Source organism: Streptomyces sp. NPDC043996 (assembly GCF_056435225.1).
The window spans coordinates 25,086-51,862 of the sequence record NZ_JBWKEY010000011.1; the positions used below are offsets into that span (position 1 = coordinate 25,086).

The window sequence follows — 26,777 nt, forward strand, 5'->3', positions numbered from 1 at the left end:
GGGAGAACCGAGACACCCATGCCGGACAACGAGAAGCTCCTCGAATACCTCAGGCGCGCCACCGCGGACCTGGGAGACGCCCGCCGCCGTCTGCGCGAGGCGGAGGACGCCCGCCACGAGCCCGTCGCGATCGTCGCCATGGGCTGCCGCTACCCCGGCGGCGCCGACACGCCGGAACGCCTGTGGGACCTGCTCGACGGCGGAACCGACGCCATCACCACCTGGCCCACGGGCCGGGGCTGGGACACCGACGCGCTCTACCACCCGGACCCGGACCACCCCGGCACCTCCACCACGCGGCACGGGGGATTCCTGCACGACGCCGCCGCGTTCGACGCGGGCTTCTTCGGCATCTCGCCGCGCGAGGCCCTCGCCATGGACCCGCAGCAGCGCCTCGTCCTGGAAACCTCCTGGGAGGCCGTCGAGCGCGCGGGCATCGACCCGGCGGACCTGCGCGCCACCCGCACCGGCGTGTTCATCGGCGCCATGCGCAACGACTACGGCGGCGCCTCGCGCGACGTCCCCGAACTCCAGGGCCTGCTCGACACCGGCACCGCCGCCAGCGTCGTCTCCGGCCGCGTCGCCTACACCCTGGGCCTCGAAGGCCCCGCGCTCAGCGTCGACACCGCCTGCTCCTCGTCCCTGGTGGCCCTGCACCTCGCGGTGCGTTCGCTGCGCTCCGGCGAGTGCTCCCTGGCGCTCGCGGGCGGCGTCGCGGTGATGGCGACCCCGGACGCGTTCGTCGCCTTCAGCAGGCAGCGGGCGCTGTCCGCGGACGGCCGCTGCAAGGCGTTCGCGGCCGCCGCCGACGGCACCGGCTGGTCCGAGGGCGTCGGCGTCGTCGTCCTGGAGCGCCTCGCGGACGCCCGCCGCAACGGCCACCGGGTCCTCGCCGTCGTCCGCGGCACCGCCGTCAACCAGGACGGCGCCAGCAACGGCCTGACCGCTCCCAACGGCCCCGCGCAGGAACGCGTCATCGCCGCCGCCCTCGCCGACGCCCGGCTCGCGCCCGGCGACATCGACGCCGTGGAGGCCCACGGCACCGGCACCCGCCTCGGCGACCCCATCGAGGCACAGGCCCTGCTCGCCGCGTACGGACAGCGGCGCGAGGGCGAACAGCCCCTGTGGGTCGGCTCGTTGAAGTCGAACATCGGGCACACCTCGGGCGCCGCGGGCGTCGGCGGCGTCATCAAGATGGTCCTCGCCCTGCGCCACGGCCGCCTGCCCCGCACCCTGCACGTCGACGAGCCCACCCCCTTCGTCGACTGGTCCGAGGGCGCCGTGCGCGTCCTGACCGAGGCCCTCCCCTGGGAGCCCGCAGGGCGGCCGCGCCGGGCCGGGGTCTCCGCCTTCGGCGTGAGCGGCACCAACGCCCACCTCATCCTCGAAGAGGACACCGCGGACGACGCCCCGGACGGCACCGCGGTCACCCCCGACGAGGGCGCCGCCCTGCCCTGGGTGCTCTCCGCCCGCGACGACGACGCCCTGCGCGCCCAGGCCGAGCGCCTCCTAGCCCACCTCGACGCCGCTGGGCCCGCCGAATCCGCCGACGCGGCGGTCGGCGTCGGCGCCATCGGCCGGGCCCTCGCCACCACGCGCTCCGCGTTCGAGCACCGCGCCGCCGTCGTGGCCGACGACTGGGCCGGGTTCGCCGACGGGCTGCGCGCGCTCGCCGCGGGCGCCCCGAGCCCGCGCCTGGTGCGGGGCACCACCGGAGCCGACGGCAAGACCGTGTTCGTCTTCCCCGGGCAGGGCTCGCAGTGGCCGGGCATGGCGGTCGGCCTCCTCGACGCCGAGCCGGTGTTCGCGGCCCGGATCGCGGCCTGCGAACGCGCCCTGGCGCCGTACGTGGACTGGTCCCTGACGGCCGTCCTGCGCGGCGCCGACGACGCGCCGCCCCTGGAGCGCCTCGACGTGGTGCAGCCCGCGCTGTTCGCGGTGATGGTGTCCCTCGCGGAGCTGTGGCGCTCGTACGGCATCGAGCCGGACGCGGTGCTCGGGCACTCCCAGGGGGAGATCGCCGCCGCGTGCGTGGCGGGCGCGCTGTCCCTGGACGACGCGGCCAAGGTCGTCGCCCTGCGCAGCCAGGCCCTCGGCGAGCTCGCCGGGCGCGGCGGCATGGCGTCCGTGCCGCTGCCCGCCGCCGACCTCGGCCCGCACCTGGAGCCGTGGGGCGAACGCCTTTCCGTCGCCGCCGTGAACGGGCCCGCGACGACCGTCCTGTCGGGCGACCCGGAGGCGATCGAGGGCGTCGTCGCCGCACTGACCGCGCGGGACGTGCGCGCCCGCGTCATCCCCGTCGACTACGCCTCGCACTCCGCGCACGTCGAGGCGATCGAGGAGCGCCTGCGCACCGCGCTCGCCGGGCTCGCGCCCCGGGCCGCCGACGTGCCCTTCTACTCCACCGTCGACGCCGACTGGCTCCGCGACACGACCGCCCTCGACGCCGGGTACTGGTACCGCAACCTGCGGCGGACCGTGCGCTTCGAGGACGCCGTGCGCGCGCTGCTCGACCAGGGCCACGGCTTCTTCGTCGAGATCAGCGCCCACCCCGTCCTCACCGTCGGCGTGGAGCAGACCGCCGACGCCGCGGACCTGGAGCGCCCCGCCGCCGTCCTCGGCACGCTCCGCCGCGACGAGGGCGGCCCCGAGCGCTTCCTGCTCGCCCTCGGCGAAGCCCACACCCGGGGCCTGTCCCCGGACTGGTCCCGCGTCTTCGACGGCCACGAGACCGCCCTGGACCTGCCCACGTACGCCTTCCGGCGCCGCCCGTACTGGCTGGAGTCGCCGCCCGCGCCGACCGCGGCGCAGCCGATCGTCGACCCCGTGGAGGGCCGTTTCTGGGAGGCCGTCCGCACCGGCGACCTGCCCGAGCTGACCGCCACGCTCGGCGTCGGCCCCGAAGAGCCGCTCAGCGCCGTCCTGCCCGCCCTCGCCACCTGGCGGCGACGGCGCGCCGAGCTCGCCACCGTCGAGTCCTGGCGCTACCGGACCACTTGGCAGCCCCTGCCGGAGCCCGCCGCCGCCCGGCTCTCGGGCACCTGGCTCGTCGCGCTGCCCGCCGCAGGGGCCGACGACGACGGCACCCGCGCGTGCGTCACCGCCCTCGAAGACGCCGGGGCCACCGTCACGACCCTGGTCCTCGACGCCGACGACAGCGAGCGCGGCCCGCTCGCCGCCCGCATCGCCGACGCCGTCCACGGCGCCGACCCGCAGGGCGTGCTCTCGCTGCTCGCCACCGACGAACGGCCCCACCCGCGCCACCCCTCGGTGCCCGTCGGCACCGCCCTCAACCTCGCCCTGGTGCAGGCCCTCGGCGACGCCGGGCTCACCGCGCCGCTGTGGTGGGCCACGCGCGGCGCCGTCGCCGTCAGCCCCGCCGACCCGGCCGTGAGCCCCGCCCAGCACCTCGCCTGGGGCCTCGGCCGGTGCGCCGCCCTGGAGCACCCGCGCCGCTGGGGCGGCCTCGTGGACCTGCCGACCGCACCCGACGCACGGGCCGGGGCCCGCCTCGCCGCGCTGCTCGCCGCGCCCGGCGACGAGGACCAGCTCGCCGTGCGCGACGCGGGAACGCACGGCCGCAGGCTCGTCCGCGCGCCGCTCGGCGACGCCGCCCCGCGCCGCTCCTGGACCCCGCGCGGCACCACCCTGATCACCGGCGGCACCGGCGGCCTCGGCGCGTACATCGCCCGCTGGCTCGCCCGCGAGGGCGCCGAGCACCTCGTCCTCGTCGGCCGCCGCGGCCCCGACGCGCCCGGCGCCCCCGAACTCGCCCAGGAGCTGGAGGAGTTGGGCGCCCGCGCCACCGTCGCCGCCTGCGACATCACCGACCGGGACGCCCTCGCCGCGCTCGTCGCGGACCTGGAGGCCGAAGGCCACACGATCCGCTCCGTGCTGCACGCCGCCGCCGGCGGCTCCCTGGTGGCGCTCGACGACACCGACCTGCCCGAGTTCGCCGACACGCTGCACGCCAAGGCCCTCGGCGCGGCCCACCTCGACGCCCTCTTCGACCGCGACACGCTCGACGCGTTCGTGCTGTTCTCCTCCATCTCCGGCGTGTGGGGCAGCGCGATCCACGGCGCGTACGCCGCCGCCAACGCCCACCTCGACGCCCTCGCCGAGAACCGCAGGGCCCGGGGCCTCGCCGCCACGTCCGTGGTGTGGGGCATCTGGAGCCCCGAGGACGGCGGCGGCATGGCGGCGAACCTCGCCGAGGACCAACTGCGCGCCCAAGGCGTGCTGTTCATGCCGCCCGCCACCTGCGTCACCGCCCTGAAGCAGGTCCTCGACCACGACGAGACCCTCGTCCTGGTCGCCGACATCGACTGGGACCGGTTCGCCACCGTCTTCACCACCAGCAGGCCGAGCCCCCTCATCAGCGGCGTTCCCGAGGCCCGCGCCGCCCTGGAGCCCGGCCAGGACCGGGCCGCCGACGCCGCGGCCCCGGACACCGGCGGCCTGCGCGAGAGGCTGCGCGACCTCGGCGAAGCCGAGCGCGACCGCCTCCTGACCGCACTCGTGCGCACCGAGGCCGCCGCCGTCCTCGGCCACGACACCACCGACGCCACCGACGCCATCGCGCCCGACCGCGCCTTCCGCGACCTCGGCTTCGACTCGCTGACCGCGGTCGAGATGCGCAACCGGCTCACCGCGGCGACCGGCCTGCGCCTGCCCGTCACCGTCGTCTTCGACTACTCCTCGCCCGGCGCACTCGCCCGCCACCTGCGCACCGAACTCCTCGGCGGACAGACCCCGGCGGCCAAGGCCCCGGCCCCCGCCCCGGCGGCGCGCGCCGCCGCGGCCGAGGACGACCCGATCGTCATCGTCTCCATGGCCTGCCGCTACCCGGGCGGCGTCGCCACCCCCGACGAGCTGTGGCGGCTCGTCGCCGACGGCCGCGACGCGGTCGCCGAACTCCCCGCCGACCGCGGCTGGGACCTGGACGCGCTCTACGACGCCGACCCCGACCAGCCCGGCACCAGCTACGCGGCCGCGGGCGGCTTCGTCTACGACGCGGGCCGCTTCGACGCGGGCTTCTTCGGGATCTCCCCGCGCGAGGCCCTCGCCATGGACCCCCAGCAGCGCCTCCTGCTGGAAACCTCCTGGGAGGCCCTGGAGCGCGCGGGCATCGACCCGCACACCTTGCGCTCCAGCCGCACCGGCGTCTTCGCGGGCGCCGCCTACCAGGGCTACGGCGGCAGCATGGACGCCGTACCGGACGAACTCGAAGGCCTCTTCGTCGCGGGCATCTCCACCAGCGTCCTGTCCGGCCGCGTCGCCTACACGCTCGGCCTGGAAGGCCCGGCCGTCACCGTCGACACGGCCTGCTCCTCCTCCCTGGTCGCCGTCCACCTGGCGGCGCGCGCGCTGCGCGACGGCGACTGCTCCCTCGCGCTCGCGGGCGGCGCCACCGTGATCGGCTCACCGCTCACCTTCACCGGCTTCAGCCGCCAGCGCGGGCTCGCCGCCGACGGCCGCTGCAAGTCCTTCGCGGCGTCCGCCGACGGCTTCGGCATGGCCGAGGGCGTCGGCCTGCTCCTCCTTGAGCGCCTGTCCGACGCCCGCCGCGCGGGGCACCCCGTGCTCGCCGTCCTGCGCGGCTCCGCCGTCAACCAGGACGGCGCCAGCAACGGCCTCACCGCCCCCAGCGGCCTCGCACAGCAGCGCGTGATCAGCGAGGCCCTCGCCGCCGCTGGGCTCACCGGCGCCGACGTCGACGCCGTGGAGGCGCACGGCACCGGCACCACCCTCGGCGACCCCATCGAGGCGCAGGCCGTCCTCGCCACGTACGGCCAAGACCGCGCCACACCGCTGCACTTGGGCTCGCTGAAGTCCAACATCGGGCACAGCCAGGCCGCCGCCGGTGTCGCGGGCATCATGAAGATGGTCCTCGCCCTGCGCCACGAGCACCTCCCGGCGACCCTGCACGTGGACGCGCCGTCCCCGAACGTCGACTGGTCCGCCGGAGCGGTGTCCCTGCTCACCGAGCCCGCCCCCTGGCCCGTGAACGGCCGCCCCCGGCGCGCCGGGATCTCGTCCTTCGGGCTCAGCGGCACCAACGCCCACGTCATCGTCGAACAGCCGCCCGCGGAGCCGGAGACCACCCGCGAGGACACCCCTGGCACCGCCGTGCCCTGGGTGCTCTCCGCGCGCACCCCGGAGGCGCTCCAGGAACAGGCCGTACGGCTGCGCGCCCACGTCGCCGACCGGCCCGCGCTGCGCCCCGCCGACATCGGGCACTCCCTGGCCACCACGCGCACCGCCTTCGAACACCGCGCCGCCGCCGTCGGCCGCGACCGGGACGCCCTGCTCGCCGCGCTCGACACCCTCATCGACGGCCGCACCGGACCCGGCGCCGTACGCGGCACCGCCGCCCAGGACCGGCGGGCCGTGTTCGTGTTCCCGGGTCAGGGGTCGCAGTGGCCGGGGATGGCGCGGGAGCTGCTGGAGTCGTCGCCGGTGTTCGCGGCGCGGGTGGGGGAGTGTGCGGAGGCGTTGTCGCCGTATACGGATTGGTCGTTGGTGGAGGTGTTGCGCTCGGGGGTGGACCTTGAGCGGGTGGATGTGGTGCAGCCGGTGTTGTTCGCGGTGATGGTGTCGTTGGCTGAGGTGTGGCGGTCGTACGGGGTGGAGCCCGCGGCGGTCGTGGGGCACTCGCAGGGGGAGATCGCCGCGGCGTGCGTGGCGGGAGCGCTGTCGCTGGACGACGCGGCGAAGGTCGTCGCCCTGCGCAGCAAGGCCCTGACCGCGCTCACCGGGCGCGGCGGCATGCTGTACGTGCCCCTGCCCCCGGAGCGGGTCGAGGCCCGGATCGCGCCCTGGGCGGACCGGCTCGGCATCGCCGCCGTCAACGGCCCCACCACGGTCACCGTCTCCGGCGACCCCGCCGCCCTCAGCGAGCTGCACACCGCGCTCGCCGACGACGGCGTGCTCTGCTGGGACCTGCCCGGCGTCGACTTCGCCGGGCACTCGCCGCAGGTCGAGGAGATCCACGACGAGCTGCGCACCCTGCTCGCCGGGATCACCCCGCGCCCCTCCCGCGTGCCCTTCTACTCCACCGTCACCGGCGCCGCCCTCGACACCACCGCGCTCGACGCCGCGTACTGGTACCGCAACCTGCGCGAGCCCGTCCACTTCCGCCGCGCCGTGGACGCCCTCCTGGATGCGGGACACCGTCTGTTCGTCGAGGCCAGCACCCACCCGGCGCTCACCGTGTGGCTCCAGGAAGCCCTGGAGTTGGCGGGCGGCACCGGCGGTGTCGTGGGCACCCTGCAGCGCGGCGAGGGCGGCCGCGACCAGCTGCTCGCCTCGCTCACCGCACTTCACGTCCTTGGCCACCCCGTGGACTGGGACGCGGTCTTCGACGGCACCGGCGCCCGCCCCTGCGAGCTGCCCACCTACGCCTTCCAGCGCCGCCACTACTGGATGGAGCCCGCCCAGCGCGCCGCCGACGGCCCCGGCACGGACGTGGCCGACCACGGCTTCTGGGACGCCGTCGCCGACCAGGACCTGGGCGCCCTGACGCGGTGCCTGCGCATCGAGGACGACGACGTGCGCGCCGCCATGGGCACCGTCGTGCCCGCCCTCTCGCAGTGGCTGGACGGCCACCGCGGCCGCTCCACCGTGGACTCCTGGCGCCACCGCGTGACGTGGAAGCCCCTCGCCCAGGACGGGGACGCCCGGCTCGGCGGCACCTGGTGGCTGGCCGTGCCCGCCGCCCTCGCCGCCGACGAGACCGTCGCCGCCTGCGCCCGGGCGCTGCGCGCACACGGCGGCGAGCCCGTCGTCGTCGAGCTCGGCACCGAAGACACCGGGCGCGGCCCCCTCGCCGACCGGCTGCGCGCCCACGCCACGGACACCCCGCCCGACGGCGTCCTCAGCCTGCTCGCCCTCGCCGAAGCGCCCCACACCCCGGGCTCCGCCCTGCCCGCCGGGCTCGCCCTGACCACCACGCTGCTCCAGGCGCTCGGCGACGCCGACGTGAAGGCGCCGCTGTGGTGCGCCACCAGGGGCGCGGTCGCCGTGGGCCGCTCCGACCGCCTCGACGCGCCCGCGCAGTCCCCGCACTGGGGCCTCGGCGGGGTCGCCGCCGTCGAGCACCCCGAACGCTGGGGCGGACTCATCGACCTTCCCGCCCGCCTGGACGAGCGGGCCCGCGCCCGCCTGGCCGGAGCCCTCGCCAGGACCGACGGCGAGGACCAGCTCGCCGTGCGCGCCTCCGGCGTCTTCGGGCGGCGCCTCACCCACGCCGGACCCCGGCACGAGCCCGACGGCACCGGCTGGACCCCCGACGGGACCGTCCTCGTCACCGGCGGCACCGGCGGCCTCGGCGCCCACATCGCCCGCCGCCTCGCCCGCTCCGGCGCCGCGCACCTGCTGCTCACCGGCCGCCGCGGCCCCGACGCCCCCGGCGCCGCCGCGCTCGCCGCCGAACTCGCCGCCCTGGGCGCCGAGGTCACCGTCGCCGCCTGCGACGCCGCCGACCGCGCCGACCTCGTACGCCTCCTCGACGGGATCCCCGCCGACCGGCCGCTGCGCGCCGTGTTCCACGCGGCGGGCGTCTTGGACGACGGCGTCATCGACGCCCTCACCCCCGAGCGCGCCGCCGCCGTGCTGCGGCCCAAGACGGACGCCGCGCTCCTGCTCGACGAGCTCACCGCCGCCGCGGACCTCACGGCCTTCGTGCTGTTCTCCTCCCTCGCGGGCACCCTCGGCGGCACCGGACAGGGCAGCTACGCTGCCGCCAACGCCCACCTCGACGCCCTCGCCCGGGCCCGCCGCGACCGCGGCCTGCCCGCCACCTCCGTCGCCTGGGGCCTGTGGGGCGGCGAGAGCCTCGCCGCGGGCGCCACCAGCGAACGCCTCGTCAGGAACGGGCTGCCCGCGATGGACCCGGAGCTCGCCGTGGCCGCCCTGTGGCAGGCCCTGGACGACAACGAGACCCATCTGATCGTCTCCGACTTCGCCTGGGACCGCTTCGCGCGCGCCTACACCGCGCTGCGCCCCAGCGCCCTGATCGGCGACCTGCCCGAGGTGCGCCGCGCCCTCGCGGACGGCGCCGCCGCGCCCGGCGAGGGAGCGGACGGCCTCGCGGCCCGCCTCGCCGAACTGCCCGAAGCCGAACGCGCCCAGGAGCTCGCCGACCTCGTCCGCACCCGGGCCGCCGCCGTCCTCGGACACGACGACCCCGCCGCCATCGAGCCGGAACGCGCCTTCAAGGACCTCGGCTTCGACTCGCTGACCGCCGTCGAGCTCCGCAACCGCCTCGCCGAGGCCACCGGCCTGCGTCTGCCCGTCACCCTCGTCTTCGACCACCCCACCACCACCGCGCTCGTCGGGCACCTGCGCGAGGAACTGCTCGGCGCGGCCGAACCCGCCACCGCCACGCCCATGGCCGCCCCGGCCGCCCCCGACGACGACCCCATCGCGATCGTCGCCATGAGCTGCCGTTTCCCCGGCGGCGTCACCACCCCCGAGGAGTTCTGGCGGCTCCTGGCCGACGGCACCGACGCCATCTCCGCGTTCCCCACCGACCGGGGCTGGGACCTGGAGGGCCTCTACGACCCCGACCCGGAGAAGGTCGGACGGACCTACGCGCGCGAAGGCGGATTCCTCTACGACGCCGACCACTTCGACCCCGCCTTCTTCGGCATGAGCCCCCGCGAGGCCCTCGCCGTCGACCCGCAGCAGCGCCTCCTCCTGGAGACCGCCTGGGAGGCGTTCGAACGCGCGGGCATCGACCCGCGGAGCGTCAAGGGCGGCGACGGCGGCGTGTTCGTCGGCTCCAGCTACCGCGACTACGGCTCCCGCGTCACCGAGCCGTCCGAGGAGTTCGAGGGCTACCTCGGCATCGGCAGCGCGGGCAGCGTCGCCTCCGGGCGCATCGCCTACACCTTCGGCCTGGAGGGCCCCGCCGTCACCGTCGACACGGCCTGCTCGTCCTCCCTGGTCGCCGTCCACCTGGCGGCGCGGGCACTGCGCGGCGGCGAGTGCTCCCTGGCGCTCGCGGGCGGGGTGACCGTGATGGCGACGCCCGGCGCGTTCGTCGAGTTCAGCCGCCAGCGCGGGCTCGCCGCCGACGGCCGCTGCAAGCCGTTCGCGGCCGCCGCCGACGGCACCGCCTGGGCCGAGGGCGCGGGCATGGTCCTCCTGGAACGCCTCTCCGACGCCCGCCGCAACGGCCACCCGGTCCTGGCGCTCGTCCGCGGCTCCGCCGTCAACCAGGACGGCGCGAGCAACGGCCTCACCGCCCCCAACGGACCCTCCCAGCAGCGCGTCATCCGCCAGGCCCTGGCGAGCGCGGGCCTCGCGCCCGGCGACGTGGACGCCGTCGAGGCCCACGGCACCGGCACCAAGCTCGGCGACCCCATCGAGGCCCAGGCGCTGCTCGCCACGTACGGCCAACAACGCCCCGCCGAACGGCCGCTGCTCGTCGGCTCGTCCAAGTCCAACATCGGCCACAGCCAGGCCGCCGCGGGCATCGCGGGCATCATCAAGATGGTCCTCGCCATGCGGCACGGCACGCTCCCCGCGACCCTCCACATCGACGAGCCGACGCCGTACGTGGACTGGTCCGCGGGCCATGTGCGGGTGCCCACCGAGAACACCGCCTGGCCCGACGGGGGCCGTCCGCGCCGCGCCGCCGTGTCGTCCTTCGGCGTCAGCGGCACCAACGCGCACACCATCCTCGAACACGTCCCCGACACCGCCCCTGAGGCGTCCCAGCGGCCCGCGCCCGCCACGGGCGTCCTGCCCTGGCTGCTGTCAGCCCGCGGCGAGAACGCCCTGCGCGACCAGGCCCGACAGCTCCTGGACCGCGTCCGCACCGACCCCGGCCTCGACCCCGACGCCGTCGGCAAGGCCCTGGCCACCGGCCGCGGCGCCTTCGAGCACCGGGCCGTCCTCGTCGGCGCCGACCGCGCCGCGCTCCTGGACGCGCTGACCGCGCTCGCCGACGGCACCCACGCCGCGGGCCTGATCGCGGGCACCACCGGACGGACGGGCAAGACGGCCTTCCTGTTCCCCGGGCAGGGCAGCCAGCGCCCCGGCATGGGCAAGGAGCTGTACGACCGCTTCCCGGTGTTCGCCGACGCCTTCGACGCGGTGTGCGCGGAGCTCGACCCGCTCCTCGACCGGCCGCTGCGCGACGTCGTCCACGCCGCGGCGGACAGCACGGACGCCGCACTCCTCGACACCACGGCATACACCCAGCCCGCCCTCTTCGCCCTCGGTATCGCCCTCTACCGGCTCGTCGAGTCGTACGGCGTGCGGCCCGACCTCGTCACCGGGCACTCCGTGGGACAGCTGGCCGCCGCGCACGTCTCCGGAGTGCTCTCGCTGCCCGACGCCGCCGCCCTGGTGGCCGCGCGCGGGCGCCTGATGCAGGCCATGCCCGGCGGCGGCGCGATGGTCGCGCTCACCGTCTCCGAGGCCGAGCTCGCGCCCCATCTCGCGGGCCGCGAGGGCGAGATCGCGGTCGCCGCCGTCAACGGGCCCGCCGCCACCGTCCTGTCCGGCGACGCGGCGGCCGTCGAGGAGACCGCCGCGCACTGGCGGGCCCAGGGCCGCAAGACCCGGCGGCTCACCGTCAGCCACGCCTTCCACTCCCCGCACATGGACGGCATGCTCGCCGACTTCCGCGCCGTCGCCGAACAGGTCACCTACCACGAGCCGCGCGTCCCCGTCGTCTCCGACCTGACCGGCGCCCTCGCCAGCCCCGAGGAACTCGCCGACCCCGACCACTGGGTGCGCCACGTCCGCCACGCCGTCCGCTTCCTCGACGCCGTGCGCACCCTGGAGGCCGAGGGCGCCACCGCGTATCTCGAACTCGGCCCCGACGGCGCCCTGACCGCGCTCGGCCAGGACTGCCTCACCGCCACCGACGGCGCCGCCCTGGTGCCGCTGCTGCGCAAGGACGCGCCGGAGTCCGCCGCGCTCACCGCGGCCCTGGCCCGCCTGCACGTCCACGGCGTACGCGTCGACTGGGCACCGCTGTACGCGGGCGCGCCCGGCGGCCACGTGCCGCTGCCCACCTACCCCTTCCAGCGGCGCCGCTACTGGCTCCCGCCCACCCCGGCGGCGGGCGACATGCCCGCGGCGGGCCTGCTGCCGTCCGGGCACCCGCTGCTCGGCGCGGGCTCCCCGCTCGCCGACACCGGCGGCTATCTGTTCACCGGCCGCCTGTCCGTGGCCGCCCACCCCTGGCTGGCCGACCACGCCGTCCACGGCGGCGCGCTCCTGCCCGCCACCGCCTTCCTCGAACTCGCCGTCCACGCGGGCGACCGCACCGGCTGCGCGGAAGTCGACGAACTCACCCTGGAAGCCCCTCTGACCCTGCCCGAGCGGGGCGCCGTCACGCTCCAGCTCACCGTCCAGGCACCCGACGCGAGCGGCGGCCGCGCCTTCGCCGTACACGCGCGGCCCGAGCACGCCGCCCCCGACGAGCCCTGGACCCGGCACGCGAGCGGCCGCCTCGGCGAGGGCGCACCGGCCGAGCCCGAAGCACTCGACGCCTGGCCGCCCGCCGACGCCGAAGCGCTCGACGTCGACGGCCTGTACGAGCGCCTCGCCGACGGCGGCTTCGCCTACGGGCCCGCCTTCCAGGGCCTGGTCGCCGCCTGGCGCCTGGGCGACGCCGTCTACGGGGAGGCGCGCCTGCCCGAGGAGCAGCAGCGGGACGCGGGCCGCTACGGCCTGCACCCGGCGCTCCTGGACAGCGTGCTGCACTCGCTGGCCTTCGGCGTGCTCGAAGGCAGCGACCAGGGATGGCTGCCGTTCTCCTGGAGCGGCGTGCGGCTGCACGCCGCGGGCGCCCCGGCGCTGCGCTTGCGCATGACGCCCGCCGGGCGCGACGCCGTCGCCCTGACCGTGGCGGACCCCACCGGACGCCCCGTCCTGTCGGCCGGTTCGCTCGTGCTCAGGCCGGTCACGGCGGAGCGGATCCAGGAGGCCCGCGCGGGCGCGTACGAGGACATGTTCCGCCTGGAGTGGCCCGTCATCGCCGCCCCCGCGAACCCGCCCGCTGCGTCCCTGGCCGTCCTCGGCGACCACGCGGCCACCGCCGGTCTCGCTCCCGCGCACACGGACCTCACCGCGCTCGGCGCGGCGGTCGACGCGGGCGCGCCGGTGCCCGCCCTGGTGGTGACGGCGCTGCCGCGCACGACGGGGGAGAGCGCCGCCGCGGTCCACGCGTGCGCCGAAGACGTCCTCGTCCTGGTGCGGGACTGGCTCGCCGACGCGCGGTACGAGGGAGCGCGGCTCGCCCTCGTCACCACCGGCGGCGTCCCCGTCGCCCCCGACGACGACGTGGCAGAGCCGGCGCACGCCGCCGTCTGGGGCCTGGTCCGTTCGGCGCAGACGGAGAACCCGGACCGGTTCGTGCTGATCGACATCGAAGCCGACATCGAGGCCGACACCGACACCGAGTGCGACACCGACAGTGAGTCCGGCACCGCCACCGCCCTGCGCGCGGCCCTCGCCACCGGCGAGCCCCAACTCGCCCTGCGCGCCGGGCGGATCCACGCCGCGCGCCTGGCCCGCGTGCCCGGCTCCACGCCCGTGCGCGCACCCGTCTGGGACCCCGAGGGCACCGTCCTCATCACCGGCGGCACCGGCTCCATCGGCGGCCTCGTGGCCCGGCACCTCGCCGCCGAGCACGGGGTGCGGCACCTGCTCCTGACCAGCCGCGGCGGGCCCGCCGCCGACGGCGCCGACGCGCTGCGCGCCGACCTCGCCGCCCTGGGCGCCGACGCCGAGATCGTCGCCTGCGACGCCGCCGACCGCGAGGCCCTGGCCAAGCTCCTCGACGGCCTGGAGCACCCGCTGCGCGGCGTCGTGCACGCGGCGGGCGTCATCGACGACGGCGTCGTCGCCGACATGACGCCCGAGCAGCTCCACGGGGTGCTGCGCCCCAAGGTCGACGCCGCCGTCCACCTGCACGAGCTGACCGCCGGGCGCGAGCTGACCGCGTTCGTCGTGTTCTCCTCCATCGCGGGCGTCTTCGGCGGCATGGGCCAGGCCAACTACGCGGCGGCCAACGCCTTCCTGGACGCCCTCGCCCACCGGCGGCGCGCCCGGGGCCTGCCCGGCGTCTCGCTGGCGTGGGGCCTGTGGGCCACCGGCGGCGGCATGACCGGGCACCTCGGCGACGCCGACCTGGCCCGCATCGCCCGCGGCGGCATCGTCGCCTTCGGCCCCGCCGACGGCGTCGCCCTCTTCGAGACGGCCACAGGACTGGACGCGCCCGCCCTGATGCCGCTGCGCCTGGACACCGCCGCCGTCGCCGAACAGGCCGCCGCGGGCGGCGTCCCCGCCTTCCTGCGCGGCCTCGTCCGCACGCCTGTGCGGCGCGCCGCGGCGGGCGAGGGCCCAGGACCCGACGCCGCCGACGCGCTGCGGGCGCGGCTGACCGGGCTGCCGCCCGCGCAGCGCGAACGGGTCCTCCTGGACGTGGTCCGCACCCACGCCGCCCTCGTCCTCGGCTTCCCCGACCCCCTCGCGCTCAGCAGCGAACAGCCCCTGCTCGACCTCGGGTTCGACTCCCTGACGGCCGTGGAGCTGCGCAACCGGCTGCGCGCCGCCACCGGCCTGCACCTGCCCGCCACGCTGCTCTTCGACCACCCGACGGCCGCCGCGGTCGCCCGGCACCTCGCCGAGGAGACCGCACCGGCGGACGGCGCGGCCGAGACAGGACCCGCCGCCCTCGCCGAACTCGACCGCCTGGAAGCCGCGGTGCGCGACGCGATGCCCGACGACGGCGCGCGCACCGCGCTCGCCGCCCGCCTCCAAGACCTCCTTCAGACGCTGCGCCCCGGGACGGGACCGGGGGAGGAGGACGCCGTCGAGGACCGCATGGGCTCCACCGACGACGAGCTCTTCGACTTCATCGACCAGGAACTCGGCGGGCCGTGACGGCGCCCGGCACACCCCACGCCCCCCGACCGCCCCGCGTACCGAAGGTGACGATCCACGGTGAACACGGTGACTGACGACAAGCTGCGCGACTACCTCAAGCGGGTGGCCGCCGATCTGCACCGGACCAGGCAGCGCCTGAACGAGGCCGAGGCGAAGGACCGGGCGCCGATCGCCGTCGTCGCCATGGCCTGCCGCTATCCGGGCGGCGTGCGCACCCCCGAGGACCTGTGGCGCCTCGTCGCCGCGGGCACCGACGCGATCGGCCCGTTCCCCGCCGACCGCGGCTGGGACCTGGCCGCGCTGCACGACCCGGCGGGGGAGCGGCCCGGCAGCACGTACTGCGCCGAGGGCGGCTTCCTCGACGACGCCGCGGACTTCGACCCCGGCTTCTTCGGGATCTCCCCGCGCGAGGCCCTCGCCATGGACCCGCAGCAGCGGCTGTTCCTGGAGACCACCTGGGAGGCCTTCGAACGCGCCGGGATCGACCCGCAGGCGCTGCGCGGCAGCCGCACCGGCGTGTTCGCCGGGGTCATGTACCAGGACTACGCGGTCCGCCTGCGCCAGGTGCCCGACGACGTCCAGGGCTACGTCGGCAACGGCAGCTCCGACAGCGTCGCCTCCGGGCGCATCGCCTACACTTTCGGCCTGGAGGGCCCCGCCGTCTCCGTCGACACGGCCTGCTCGTCCTCCCTCGTCGCCCTCCACCTGGCCTGCCAGGCGCTGCGCCAGGGCGACTGCGCCCTCGCCCTGGCGGGCGGCGCCATGGTGATGTCCACGCCGGTGCCGTTCGTGGAGATGAGCCGCCAGAACGGACTCGCCGCCGACGGCCGCTGCAAGTCCTTCGCGGCCGCCGCCGACGGCACCGGCTGGGGCGAGGGCGTCGGCATGCTGCTCCTGGAGCGCCTGTCCGACGCCCGCCGCAACGGCCACCCCGTCCTCGCGCTCGTCCGTGGCTCCGCCGTCAACCAGGACGGCGCGAGCAGCCGCCTCACCGCCCCCAACGGCCCTTCCCAGCAGCGCGTCATCCGCCAGGCCCTCGCGGGCGCCCGGCTCACGGCCAGGGACGTCGACGTCGTCGAGGCCCACGGCACCGGCACCCCGCTCGGCGACCCCATCGAGGCCCAGGCCCTGCTCGCCACGTACGGCCGTGAGCACTCCGCCGAACAGCCGCTCCTGATCGGCTCGCTGAAGTCGAACATCGGCCACACCCAGGCCGCCGCCGGGGTGGGCGGCGTCATCAAGATGGTCCTCGCGCTGCGGCACGGCGTGGTGCCGCCGTCCCTGCACGGCACGGACCGCACGCCCCAAGTCGACTGGTCCTCGGGAGCGCTGCGGCTCGTCACCGACACCACCGCCTGGCCCGAGACCGGGCGCCCGCGCCGCGCGGCCGTGTCGTCCTTCGGCGTCAGCGGCACCAACGGGCACGTGATCCTGGAGCAGGCGGAGCCCGCCCCAGAGCCCCCGGCCAGCGAACCGGAGCCCACCGGACCGGTGGCGTGCGTCGTCTCCGCGCGTGGCGCGGACGCCCTGCGCGCCCAGGCCGCCGCCCTGCGCGCCCACCTGGCCGACCGCCCCGACCTGCGCCTGCCGGACCTCGCCCACACCCTGGCCACCGGACGCGCCGCGCTCGAACACCGCGCCGCCGTCGTCGCCGACGACCGGCACGCGCTGCTCGAAGGCCTCGACGCGCTGATCCACGCCGACGGCCCGCCGCCGCCCGGCGTCGTGCGCGGCACGTCACGCCCCGACGAGGCCGTCGCCTTCGTCTTCCCCGGGCAGGGCTCCCAGTGGCCCGGCATGGCCCGCGAACTCCTCGACACATCCCCGGTGTTCGCCGCCCGCATCGCCGAGTGCGCCGACGCCCTCGCCCCGCACATCGACTTCCCGCTCCTGGACGTCGTACGGGGCGCGCCCGGCGCCCCCGGCCTGGACCGCGTGGACGTCGTCCAGCCCGCCCTGTTCGCGGTGATGGTCTCCCTCGCGCGGGTGTGGAGCGCGCACGGCGTGGAGCCCGCCGCCGTGGCCGGGCACAGCCAGGGCGAGATGGCCGCCGCCTGCGTCGCCGGGGCGCTCACCCTGGAGGACGCCGCGAAGGTCGTCGCGCTGCGCGCGCGGGCGCTGCGAGCCCTCGCCGGGCGCGGCGGCATGGCCTCGGTGTCCCTGCCCGCCGACCGGGTGCGCGCCCGCATTGCGCCCTGGGGCGAGCGGATCGCGCTCGCCGCCGTGAACGGCCCCGAGTCCGTCGCCGTCTCCGGCGACCCCGACGCCCTGGCCGAACTGCGCGCCGCGCTCGCCGCCGACGGCGTACGGGCCCGCGCCATCCCCGTCGACTACGCCTCGCACGGCCCGCACGTCGAGGCGATCCGCGAGGAGCTCGCCGAGGCACTCGCGGGCATCACGCCCCGCCCGGCCGCCGTGCCCTTCTACTCGACCGTCACCGGCGGCCTCCTGGACACCACGCGCCTGGACGCCGCGTACTGGTACGAGAACCTGCGCCGCACCGTGGAGTTCGAACAGGCCGCCCAGGCGCTGCTCGCCGACGGGCACCGCGTCCTGATCGAGGTCAGCCCGCACCCCGTCCTGGCCGCCGCGCTCCAGGACACCGCTGCCGCCGCCGGGACCGACGCCCTCGCCCTCGGCACCCTGCGCCGCGACGACGGCGGCCCGCGCCGCCTGCTCACCGCCCTCGCGGAGCTGCACGTGCGCGGCGTGCGCGTCGACTGGGACGCCGTCCTCGCCGGGCCCCGCCCCCACCGCGTCGACCTGCCCACGTACGCCTTCCAGCGGCAGCGCTACTGGCTGGAGGACACCGGCGTCCCCGCGGGCGACGCCGCCTCCATCGGCCTGGCCCCCGCCGAACACCCGCTGCTCGGTGCCGTCGTCGCCCTCGCCGACAGCGAGGGACTGCTGTTCACCGGCAGGCTCTCGCCGCGCACCCACCCCTGGCTCGCCGACCACGCCGTGGGCGGGAGCGCCCTGCTGCCTGGCACGGCCTTCCTCGAACTCGCCGTCCTCGCGGGCGACCGCACCGGCTGCCCCCGCGTCGACGACCTCACCCTCGAAGCGCCACTGCTCCTGCCCGACGACGGCGGCGTCGTGCTGCGCCTGTCCGTCGCCGCGCCCGCCGCCGACGGCACCCGCGCCCTGGCCCTGCACGCGCGGCCCGACGACCCCGACACCGACGAGGAGTGGACCCGCCACGCCACCGGCGTCCTCGCCCCGGCCGCCCCCGCGCCCGCGTCCGCCGCCGAGCTGACCGCCTGGCCCCCGCCCGGCGCCACCCCCCTCGACCTCACCGGCATGTACGCGCGCTACGCCGAGGGCGGCTTCGCCTACGGGCCCGCCTTCCAGGGCCTCACGGCGGCCTGGCGGCAGGGCGAGCACCTGTACGCCGAAGCGGTCCTGCCGCCCGAACTCCACCAGGACGCCCAGCGGTTCGCCCTGCACCCGGCGCTCCTCGACGCCGCCCTGCACGCCACCGGACTCACCGCCGACGACGCCTCGGATGCCTCCGACGCCTCGGACGCCTCGGATGCCGAAGGCGGGCGCATGCCGTTCCTCTGGTCCGGCGCGACCCTGCACGCGTCGGGCGCCACCGCGCTGCGCGTCCGCCTGACCACCACCGCGCCGGACACCCTCGCCCTGGACGTCGCCGACGCCGCCGGGGGCCCCGTCGCGTCCGTGGAGTCCCTGACCCTGCGCCCCGCCGCGCCACGGCCCGGCGCGGGCCGCGCCCACCACGAGTCGCTGTACCAGGTGCGGTGGGCCGCCGTGCCCTGCCCGCGCCCGCCCCAGGACGCCGACGTCCTGGTCATCGGCCCGCACGAGCACGGCATCCCGACCCCGACGGGGACGGCCCTCCACGCCGATGTCGCCGCGCTCGCCGCCGCTCTGGACGCGGGAGCGCCCGCGCCCGCCCTCGCACTGCTGCCCGTGCTCCCCGCCGACGGCGACACGGACGACGCGCCCCAAGGCGCCCGCCGCGCCCTCCACCACGCCCTCGCCGTCCTCCAGGCCTGGCTCGCCGACGACCGCCTCGCCCGGTCCCGCCTCGCCGTCGTCACCCGGGGCGCGGTCGCCGCCACCCCGGGCGACGCGCCCCCCGACCCGGCCCGCGCCGCCGTCTGGGGCCTGGCGCGCTCCGCCCAGGCCGAACACCCCGGCCGCTTCACCCTCCTCGACCTGGACGAGCGGGCGGACGCGGACAGCGTCGCCTCGGCGCTCGCCACCGCCGAACACCAGCTCGCCGTACGCGGCGACACCGTCCTCACCCCCCGCCTCGCCAAGGTCCCCGCCGCCGACCCGGCGCCGGTCGCCCTCGACCCCGACGGCACCGTCCTGGTCACCGGCGGCACCGGACTCCTCGGCTCCCGCGTGGCCCGCCACCTCGTGGCCCGGCACGGCGTCCGCCACCTCCTCCTCGCTGGGCGCGCGGGCCCCGACGCGCCCGACGCCCCGAAGCTCACCGAGGAACTGACCGCGCTCGGCGCCCACGTCACCCTCGCCGCCTGCGACGCCGCCGACCGGGACGCGCTCGCCGCGCTGCTCGCCGCCGTCCCGGCCGAGCACCCCCTGACGGCGGTCGTGCACGCCGCGGGCGCCCTCGACGACGGCGTCGTCACCTCCCTCACGCCCGACCGCGTCGACACCGTCCTGCGCCCCAAGGCCGACGCCGCCCACCATCTGCACGAGCTCACCCGGGACCTGGACCTCAAGGCCTTCGTCCTGTTCTCCTCCGCCGCGGGCACCTTCGGCGGGCCAGGGCAGGGCAACTACGCGGCCGCCAACGCGTTCGTGGACGCCCTCGCCCAGCACCGCCACGCCCTGAGCCTGCCCGCGCAGGCATTGGCCTGGACCCTGTGGGAGCAGCGCTCCGCCCTGACCGGCCACCTCGACGACGCCGACGTGCGCCGCCTGGCCCGCTCCGGCCTGCCGCCCCTCACCACCGACCAGGGCCTCGCGCTCCTCGACGCCGCCCTCACCGTCGACGCCCCGCTGCTCATCCCGCTCAGGATCGACCGCCGCGCGCTGCGCGCCCGCGCCGCCGAAGGCGAACCCGTACATCCGCTCCTGCGGGACCTCGTCCGGGCCCCCGCGCGCAGGGCGGCCGCCGCCGCGACCCCCGCAGGCACCGGCGCCGCGCTGCCGGAGCGCCTCGCCGCGCTGCCCGCCGCCGAACGCCTGCGCACCCTCGTACGCCTGGTGTGCGCGCAGGCCGCCGCCGTCCTCGGACACACCTCCGACAGCGCGGTCGCCCCCGCGCGCGCCTTCCGCGACCTCGGCTTCGACTCCCTGGCCTCCGTCGAACTCCGCAACCGCCTGGGCGCCGCCACCGGCCTGCGCCTGCCCGCCACCCTGGTCTTCGACCACCCGTCCCCGGAGGCGCTCGCCGCGCACCTGCGGGACGAACTCACCGGGACCGAGGCCCCGGCCGCCGCGCCCACGGCCACCGCCGCCGCGGACGAGCCCATCGCGATCGTCTCCATGGGCTGCCGCTTCCCCGGCGCGGTCCGCACCCCCGACGACCTGTGGCGGCTCATCGCCTCCGGCACCGACGCCGTCGGCGCCTTCCCCACCGACCGAGGCTGGGACCTCGACACCCTCTACGACCCCGACCCGGCGCACACCGGCACCTCGTACGTCCGCGAGGGCGGATTCCTCACCGGCGCCGGTGACTTCGACGCCGACTTCTTCGGCATCTCGCCCCGCGAGGCCATCGCCATGGACCCGCAGCAGCGCCTCCTGCTCACGCTCACCTGGGAGGCCATCGAGCGCGCCGGAATCGACCCGGCCGCGCTGCGCGGCACCCCCGCGGGCGTGTTCATCGGCCTGATGCAGCAGGACTACGCGGTACGGCTGCTCCCGCACATCCCCGAGGACGTCGAGGGCTTCCTCGGCACCGGCAACTCCGGCAGCGTCGTCTCCGGGCGCATCGCCTACGCCTTCGGCCTGGAAGGCCCCGCCCTCACCATCGACACCGCCTGCTCCTCGTCCCTCGTGGCCCTGCACACGGCGGTGCAGTCGCTGCGCCGTGGCGAGTGCGCGCTGGCCCTCGCGGGCGGGGTCACCGTGATGTCGAGCCCCGAACTCTTCGTGGAGTTCAGCCGCCAGGGCGGCCTGGCCGCCGACGGCCGCTGCAAGTCCTTCGCGGCCGCCGCCGACGGCACGGGCTTCGGCGAGGGCGCGGGAATCCTCCTCCTGGAGCGCCTGTCGGACGCCCGCCGCAACGGCCATCCGGTGCTCGCGGTCGTACGCGGCTCCGCCGTGAACCAGGACGGCGCCAGCAACGGCCTGACCGCGCCGAACGGGCCGAGCCAGCAGCGCGTGATCCGCGCGGCCCTCGCCGACGCCGGCCTCACCGCGAAGGACGTCGACGCCGTCGAGGCCCACGGCACGGGCACCACGCTCGGGGACCCCATCGAGGCACAGGCGCTGCTCACGGCGTACGGCCAAGAGCGCGTGGAGGGGCGGCCGTTGTGGCTCGGCTCCCTGAAGTCCAACATCGGCCACACCTCCGCGGCGGCCGGTGTCGCCGGGGTGATGAAGATGGTCCTGGCGCTGCGGCACGGGGTGCTGCCGCGCACCCTCCACGTCGACGAGCCGACCCCGCAGGTCGACTGGTCGGCGGGCGAGGTGCGGCTGCTCGCCGAGGCCCGCCCGTGGGAGACCGCCGGCGGCCCGCGCCGGGCCGGGGTCTCGTCCTTCGGCGTCAGCGGGACGAACGCGCACGTGATCGTGGAGGAGGCCCCGGAGCCGGAGGCGCCGTCCGAGGTGCGTGGGGTGCGGACTCCGGTGCCGTGGCTGTTGTCGGCCAAGTCGCCGCAGGCGCTTCGAGAGCAGGCCGCGCGGCTGCTCGACGTACCGGCAGGGGCCGCTGATGTGGGGTGGTCGCTGGCGGTGACGCGGGCGCTGCACGAGCACCGGGCCGTGGTGGCCGGGGATGTGGAGCAACTCCTGGAGGGTGTGCGGGCGTTGGCGCTGGGTGAGGCGTCGCCGTGCGTGGTCGAGGGACGGGCGTCGGTGTCCGGGGGGACGGTGTTCGTCTTCCCGGGGCAGGGCGCTCAGTGGGTGGGCATGGCGCGTGACCTGCTCGCTGAATCGGAGCGGTTCGCCGCGTTCATGGGGGAGTGCGAGGCGGCTCTGGCCCCGTATGTGGAGTGGTCGCTGCTGGACGTGATCCGTGAGGGGCGCGGTCTGGAGCGGGTGGATGTGGTGCAGCCGGTGTTGTTCGCGGTGATGGTGTCGCTGGCGCGGTTGTGGCGGGCTTTTGGTGGGGTGCCGGATGCGGTGGTGGGGCATTCGCAGGGGGAGATCGCGGCTGCGGTGGTCGCGGGCGGGCTGTCGTTGGCGGATGGCGCGAAGGTCGTCGCCTTGCGCAGCCGGGCGATCGTCCAGCTGGCCGGGCGCGGCGGCATGGTGTCCGTGGGGCTCACACCGGCTGACGCGGAGGCCCGACTGGCCGCCTGGAACGGCCGGTTGTCAGTGGCCGCGGTCAACGGGCCCTCAGCGGTGGTGGTGTCCGGTGACACCGACGCTCTGGACGAGCTGCGGGCCTCCTGTGAGGCGGACGGCGTACGGAACCGGCGCGTCGACGTCGACTACGCCTCGCACTCCGCCCACGTCGAGCGCATCGAGGACGAGTTGCTCACGGCCCTGGACGGGATCGCGCCGGTGCCGGGCACGGTGCCGCTGTTCTCCACCGTCACCGGTGACTGGCTCGACACCTCGGCCATGGACGCGGCGTACTGGTACGCGAACCTGCGCGGCACCGTCGGCTTCGCCCCCGCCGTCCAGGCGCTCGCGGGGCAGGGCTTCGGCGCGTACATCGAGGTCAGTCCGCACCCCGTGCTGGCCATGGCGGTCGAGGAGACCTTAGAACACGCGGGCGTGAACGCTCCCGTGCTCGGCACCCTCCGCCGTGACGAAGGCGGCCTCCAGCGGATGCTCCTCGCGCTCGGCCAGGCGCACGCGCACGGCGTGTCCGTCGACTGGTCGCTCGCCTTCGACGGCACCGGTGGCACGCGCGTCGAGCTGCCCACCTACCCCTTCCAAGAGCGCCGCCTGTGGCTCGACGTCCCCACCACCACCTGGGACGTCGCCTCCGCGGGCCTCGGCACGACCGGCCATCCGCTCCTGGGCGCCGCCGTGGAGGTCGCCGACAGCGGTGAACTCCTGTGCACCGGACGCCTCTCCCGGCGCACCCACCCCTGGCTCGCCGAACACACGGTCCAGGGAGCCGCCCTGCTGCCCGGCACCGCCTTCCTGGAGCTCGCCCTGCGCGCCGCCGCCGAAGCCGGGTGCGCCAGCGTCGACGAACTCACCCTGGCGGCGCCGCTCGTGCTGCCCGACGAGGGCGCCGTCCTCGTGCAGGTACGGCTCGGCGCGCCCGACGAGGACGGCCGCCGCGCGCTCGGCCTGTACGCCCGTACCGCGCACGACAGCGACACCGGCGCCGCCCCGCCGTGGACGGCCCACGCCACCGGAGCCGTCGCGCCCGCCGCCAGGACCGCGGCGCCCGCCCTCATCGCCTGGCCGCCGCCCGGCGCCGAGGCCGTGGACATCGAAGGGCTCTACGAGCGGTTCGCGGCCGCCGGGTACGCCTACGGGCCCACGTTCCAGGGCATCCGTGCCGCCTGGGCGCGCGACGGCGAGATCTGCGCCGAACTCGTCCTGGACGAGCGGCAGCACGCCGACGCGCCCGGCTACCGCCTGCACCCGGCGCTCCTGGACGCCGCCCTGCAGACCGCCGCGCTGCTGCCCGGCAGGGACGACACCGCGCGCCTGCCCTTCAGCTGGAACGACGTCACCGCGCACACCACCGGCGCCACCGCCGTACGGGCCAGGATCACCGCCGAAGGACCCGACGCCGTCGCCCTGACCGTGCACGACCTCGCCGGGCAGGAGGTCCTTACGGCCGCTTCGCTCACCCTGCGGCCCGCGCCCGCCGACGGCCTCCGCGCCGAACGCCACGGGGACGGCCTGCACCGGGTGGACTGGGTGCCCGCGCCCGACACCGGGGCCGCGGGAGAGGAGGAAGTGACCTGGGGCGATTTCGCCGCACTGCGCGCCGCCCCCGACACCCCTGTGCCCGCGCTCGTCGTCGCCCACTGCCCGCGCCCCGACACCGCGCCCGGCGAGCGGGACGAGTCCACGGCGCTGCACGCCGTCACCGCCGACTGCCTCGCCCTGGTGCGGGAGTGGCTTGACGACGAACGGTTCGACGCGTCCGTCCTCGCCGTCGTCACCCACGGCGCGGTCGCCACCGGACCCGGCGACCGTACGGCGGACTGGACCCGGTCCGGAGTGTGGGGGCTGCTGCGGACCGCGCAGACCGAACACCCCGGCCGGTTCCTGCTCGTGGACCTCGACGGCCTGCCGGAGTCCCGCGCCGCCCTGCCCGCCGCCCTCGCCACCGGCGAACCCCAGACGGCCGTCCGCGCCGGAGACGTCCTCGTGCCGCGCCTGACCGCCGGGCCCGGCCGCGACACCCTCGTGCCGCCCCCGGGAGCCGAGGACGCCTGGCGCATCGGACTCACCGGCGACGGCTCCGTCGACGGGCTCACGGCCGTCCCCGCCCCCGACGCGCTCGCGCCGCTCACGAAGGGGCAGGTACGCGTCGCCGTGCGCGCCGCGGGCCTCAACTTCCACGACGTGGTCGTCTCCCTCGGGCTCGACCCCGACCAGGCCGTGCTCGGCAGCGAAGGCGCGGGCGTCGTCCTGGAGACGGGCCCCGGCGTCACCGACCTCGCCCCCGGCGACCGGGTCCTCGGCGTCTTCGGCGGCGCCTTCGGCCCGACCGCGGTCGCCGACCGGCGCACCCTCGCCCGCATCCCCGCCGGATGGACCTACGCGCAGGCCGCGTCGGTGCCGATCGTCTTCCTCACCGCGTACTACGGCCTGTTCGACCTCGGCGGGCTGCGGCGCGGCCAGTCGGTCCTGGTGCACGCGGCGGCCGGAGGCGTCGGCATGGCCGCCGTCCAGCTCGCCCGGCACGCCGGAGCCGATGTGTACGCGACGGCCGCCCCCGCCAAGCAGCACGTGCTGCGCGGCTTCGGCCTGGCCGACGACCGCATCGCCTCCACCCGCACCCTCGACTTCGCCGAACGCTTCCTCGACGCCAGCGGCGGACACGGCGTGGACGTCGTCCTCGACTGCCTGGCCCGGGAGTTCGTCGACGCCTCGCTGCGCCTGCTGCCGCGCGGCGGCCGCTTCGTCGAGATGGGCAAGACCGACGTGCGCGACGCCGACGACGTGGCCCGCGCCCACCCCGGCGTCCACTACCGGGCCTTCGACCTGATGGAGGCGGGAGCGGACCGCGTCGCGGCCATGCTCGCCGACGTCCTCTCCCTGTTCGAGCGGGGCGTCCTCAGCCCGCTGCCGCTGACCTGCTGGGACCTCCGCCAGGCCCCGCGGGCGTTCCGCCACCTCAGCCAGGCCCGGCACATCGGCAAGAACGTCCTCACCCTGCCCGAGCCCCTCGACCCCGAAGGCACCGTCCTGATCACCGGCGGCACCGGCACCCTCGGCGGACTCGTCGCCCGCCACCTGGCCACCGCCCACGGCGCCCGCCACCTGCTGCTCGCGGGCCGCGCGGGCAGGGGAGCGCCGGGAGCCGAACGCCTGGTGCGGGAGCTCGCGGAGGCGGGCGCCGACGTCACCGTCGCCGCCTGCGACGTGAGCGACCGCGCCGCGCTCGCCGCGCTCCTCGCGGCCGTCCCGACGGCCCACCCCCTCACCGGCGTCGTGCACGCCGCCGGAGTCCTCGACGACGCCACCCTCACCGCGCTCACCCCCGACCGCCTCGCCCGGGTCCTCGCGCCCAAGGCGGACGCCGCGCTCGCCCTGCACGAGCTGACGCGGGAGCACGACCTGGCCGCCTTCGTGCTGTTCTCGTCCGGCGCCGCGCTGCTCGGCGGCGCCGGACAGGCCAACTACGCCGCCGCCAACGCCGCCCTCGACGCGCTGGCCGCGCGCCGCCGCGCCGAAGGGCTGCCCGCCGTGTCCGTCGCCTGGGGCATGTGGCAGGAGCGCAGCACCCTGACCGCGCACCTCAGCGACGCCGACGTGCGGAAGATGGCACGCGGCGGCGTCGGCGCCCTCACCACCGAAGCCGCCCTCGCGCTCTTCGACGCGGCCCTCGGCGCGGCACAGGCCCACGTGCTCGCCGCCGACATCGACACCGCCGCCCTGCGCGCCGTCAGCGCCACGGGAACGCCCCTGCCGCCGCTGCTCAGCGGCCTGGTGCGGGCCCCGCGCCGGGCCGCGGCACCCACCGCCTCCGCGCCGCCCGCCGGGCCCACGCTCGCCGAGCAACTGGCCCAGCTGGCACCCGCCGAGGCCGAGCGCGTCCTGCTCGACCTCGTGCGCGGCCACGCCGCCGCCGTCCTCGGCCACGCCTCCACCGACCTCATCGGCGCGGAGCGGCCCTTCAAGGACCTCGGCTTCGACTCCCTCACCGGCGTCGAACTCCGCAACCGGCTCACCGCGGTGACCGGGACGCGCCTTCCGGCCGCGCTCGTCTTCGACCACCCCACCCCCGAGGCCCTCGCCCGCCACCTCGCCGCCCGGCTCCTCGCCGACCGCGCCACGGCCGCGCCGCCCGGCAGCGCGGAACTCGACCGCCTCGACGCCCTGGCCACCGCCCTGGCCGACGCGGGCGCCGACGGCGCCCCGCACCGCGCCGACCTGGCCCGGCGCCTGCGCGACACCCTCGCCCGCCTCGACTCCGCGCCCCAAGACGACGTCACCGACGGCGGCGCGGACCCCGCCGACGCCATCGAGTCCGCCACCAACGAAGAGATCTTCGACCTGATCGACAAGGAGTTGGGCATCTCGTGAGTCCCGTCCCGACCGCGCCGTCCCGA

At 76.9% G+C, this 26,777-nt stretch carries 2 protein-coding genes; both read left to right on the forward strand.

The window, feature by feature from the left end:
* Window positions 1-18 precede the first annotated feature (18 nt).
* Entirely contained in the window at window positions 19-14,910 is a 14,892-nt protein-coding gene (locus AC07A4_RS27275; protein ID WP_478603211.1) for a type I polyketide synthase, read from the forward strand.
* Between the two features lie 69 nt (window positions 14,911-14,979).
* The gene (locus AC07A4_RS27280; RefSeq protein ID WP_478603665.1) at window positions 14,980-26,751 is read left to right on the forward strand and encodes an SDR family NAD(P)-dependent oxidoreductase; all 11,772 of its coding nucleotides are present in this window, start codon (window positions 14,980-14,982) and stop codon (window positions 26,749-26,751) included.
* Window positions 26,752-26,777 lie beyond the last annotated feature (26 nt).

What these genes read in the sequence shown, in the direction of transcription:
- AC07A4_RS27275 (WP_478603211.1), top strand. Translation starts at nt 19, where the DNA reads ATGCCGGACAACGAGAAGCTCCTCGAATACCTCAGGCGCGCCACCGCG.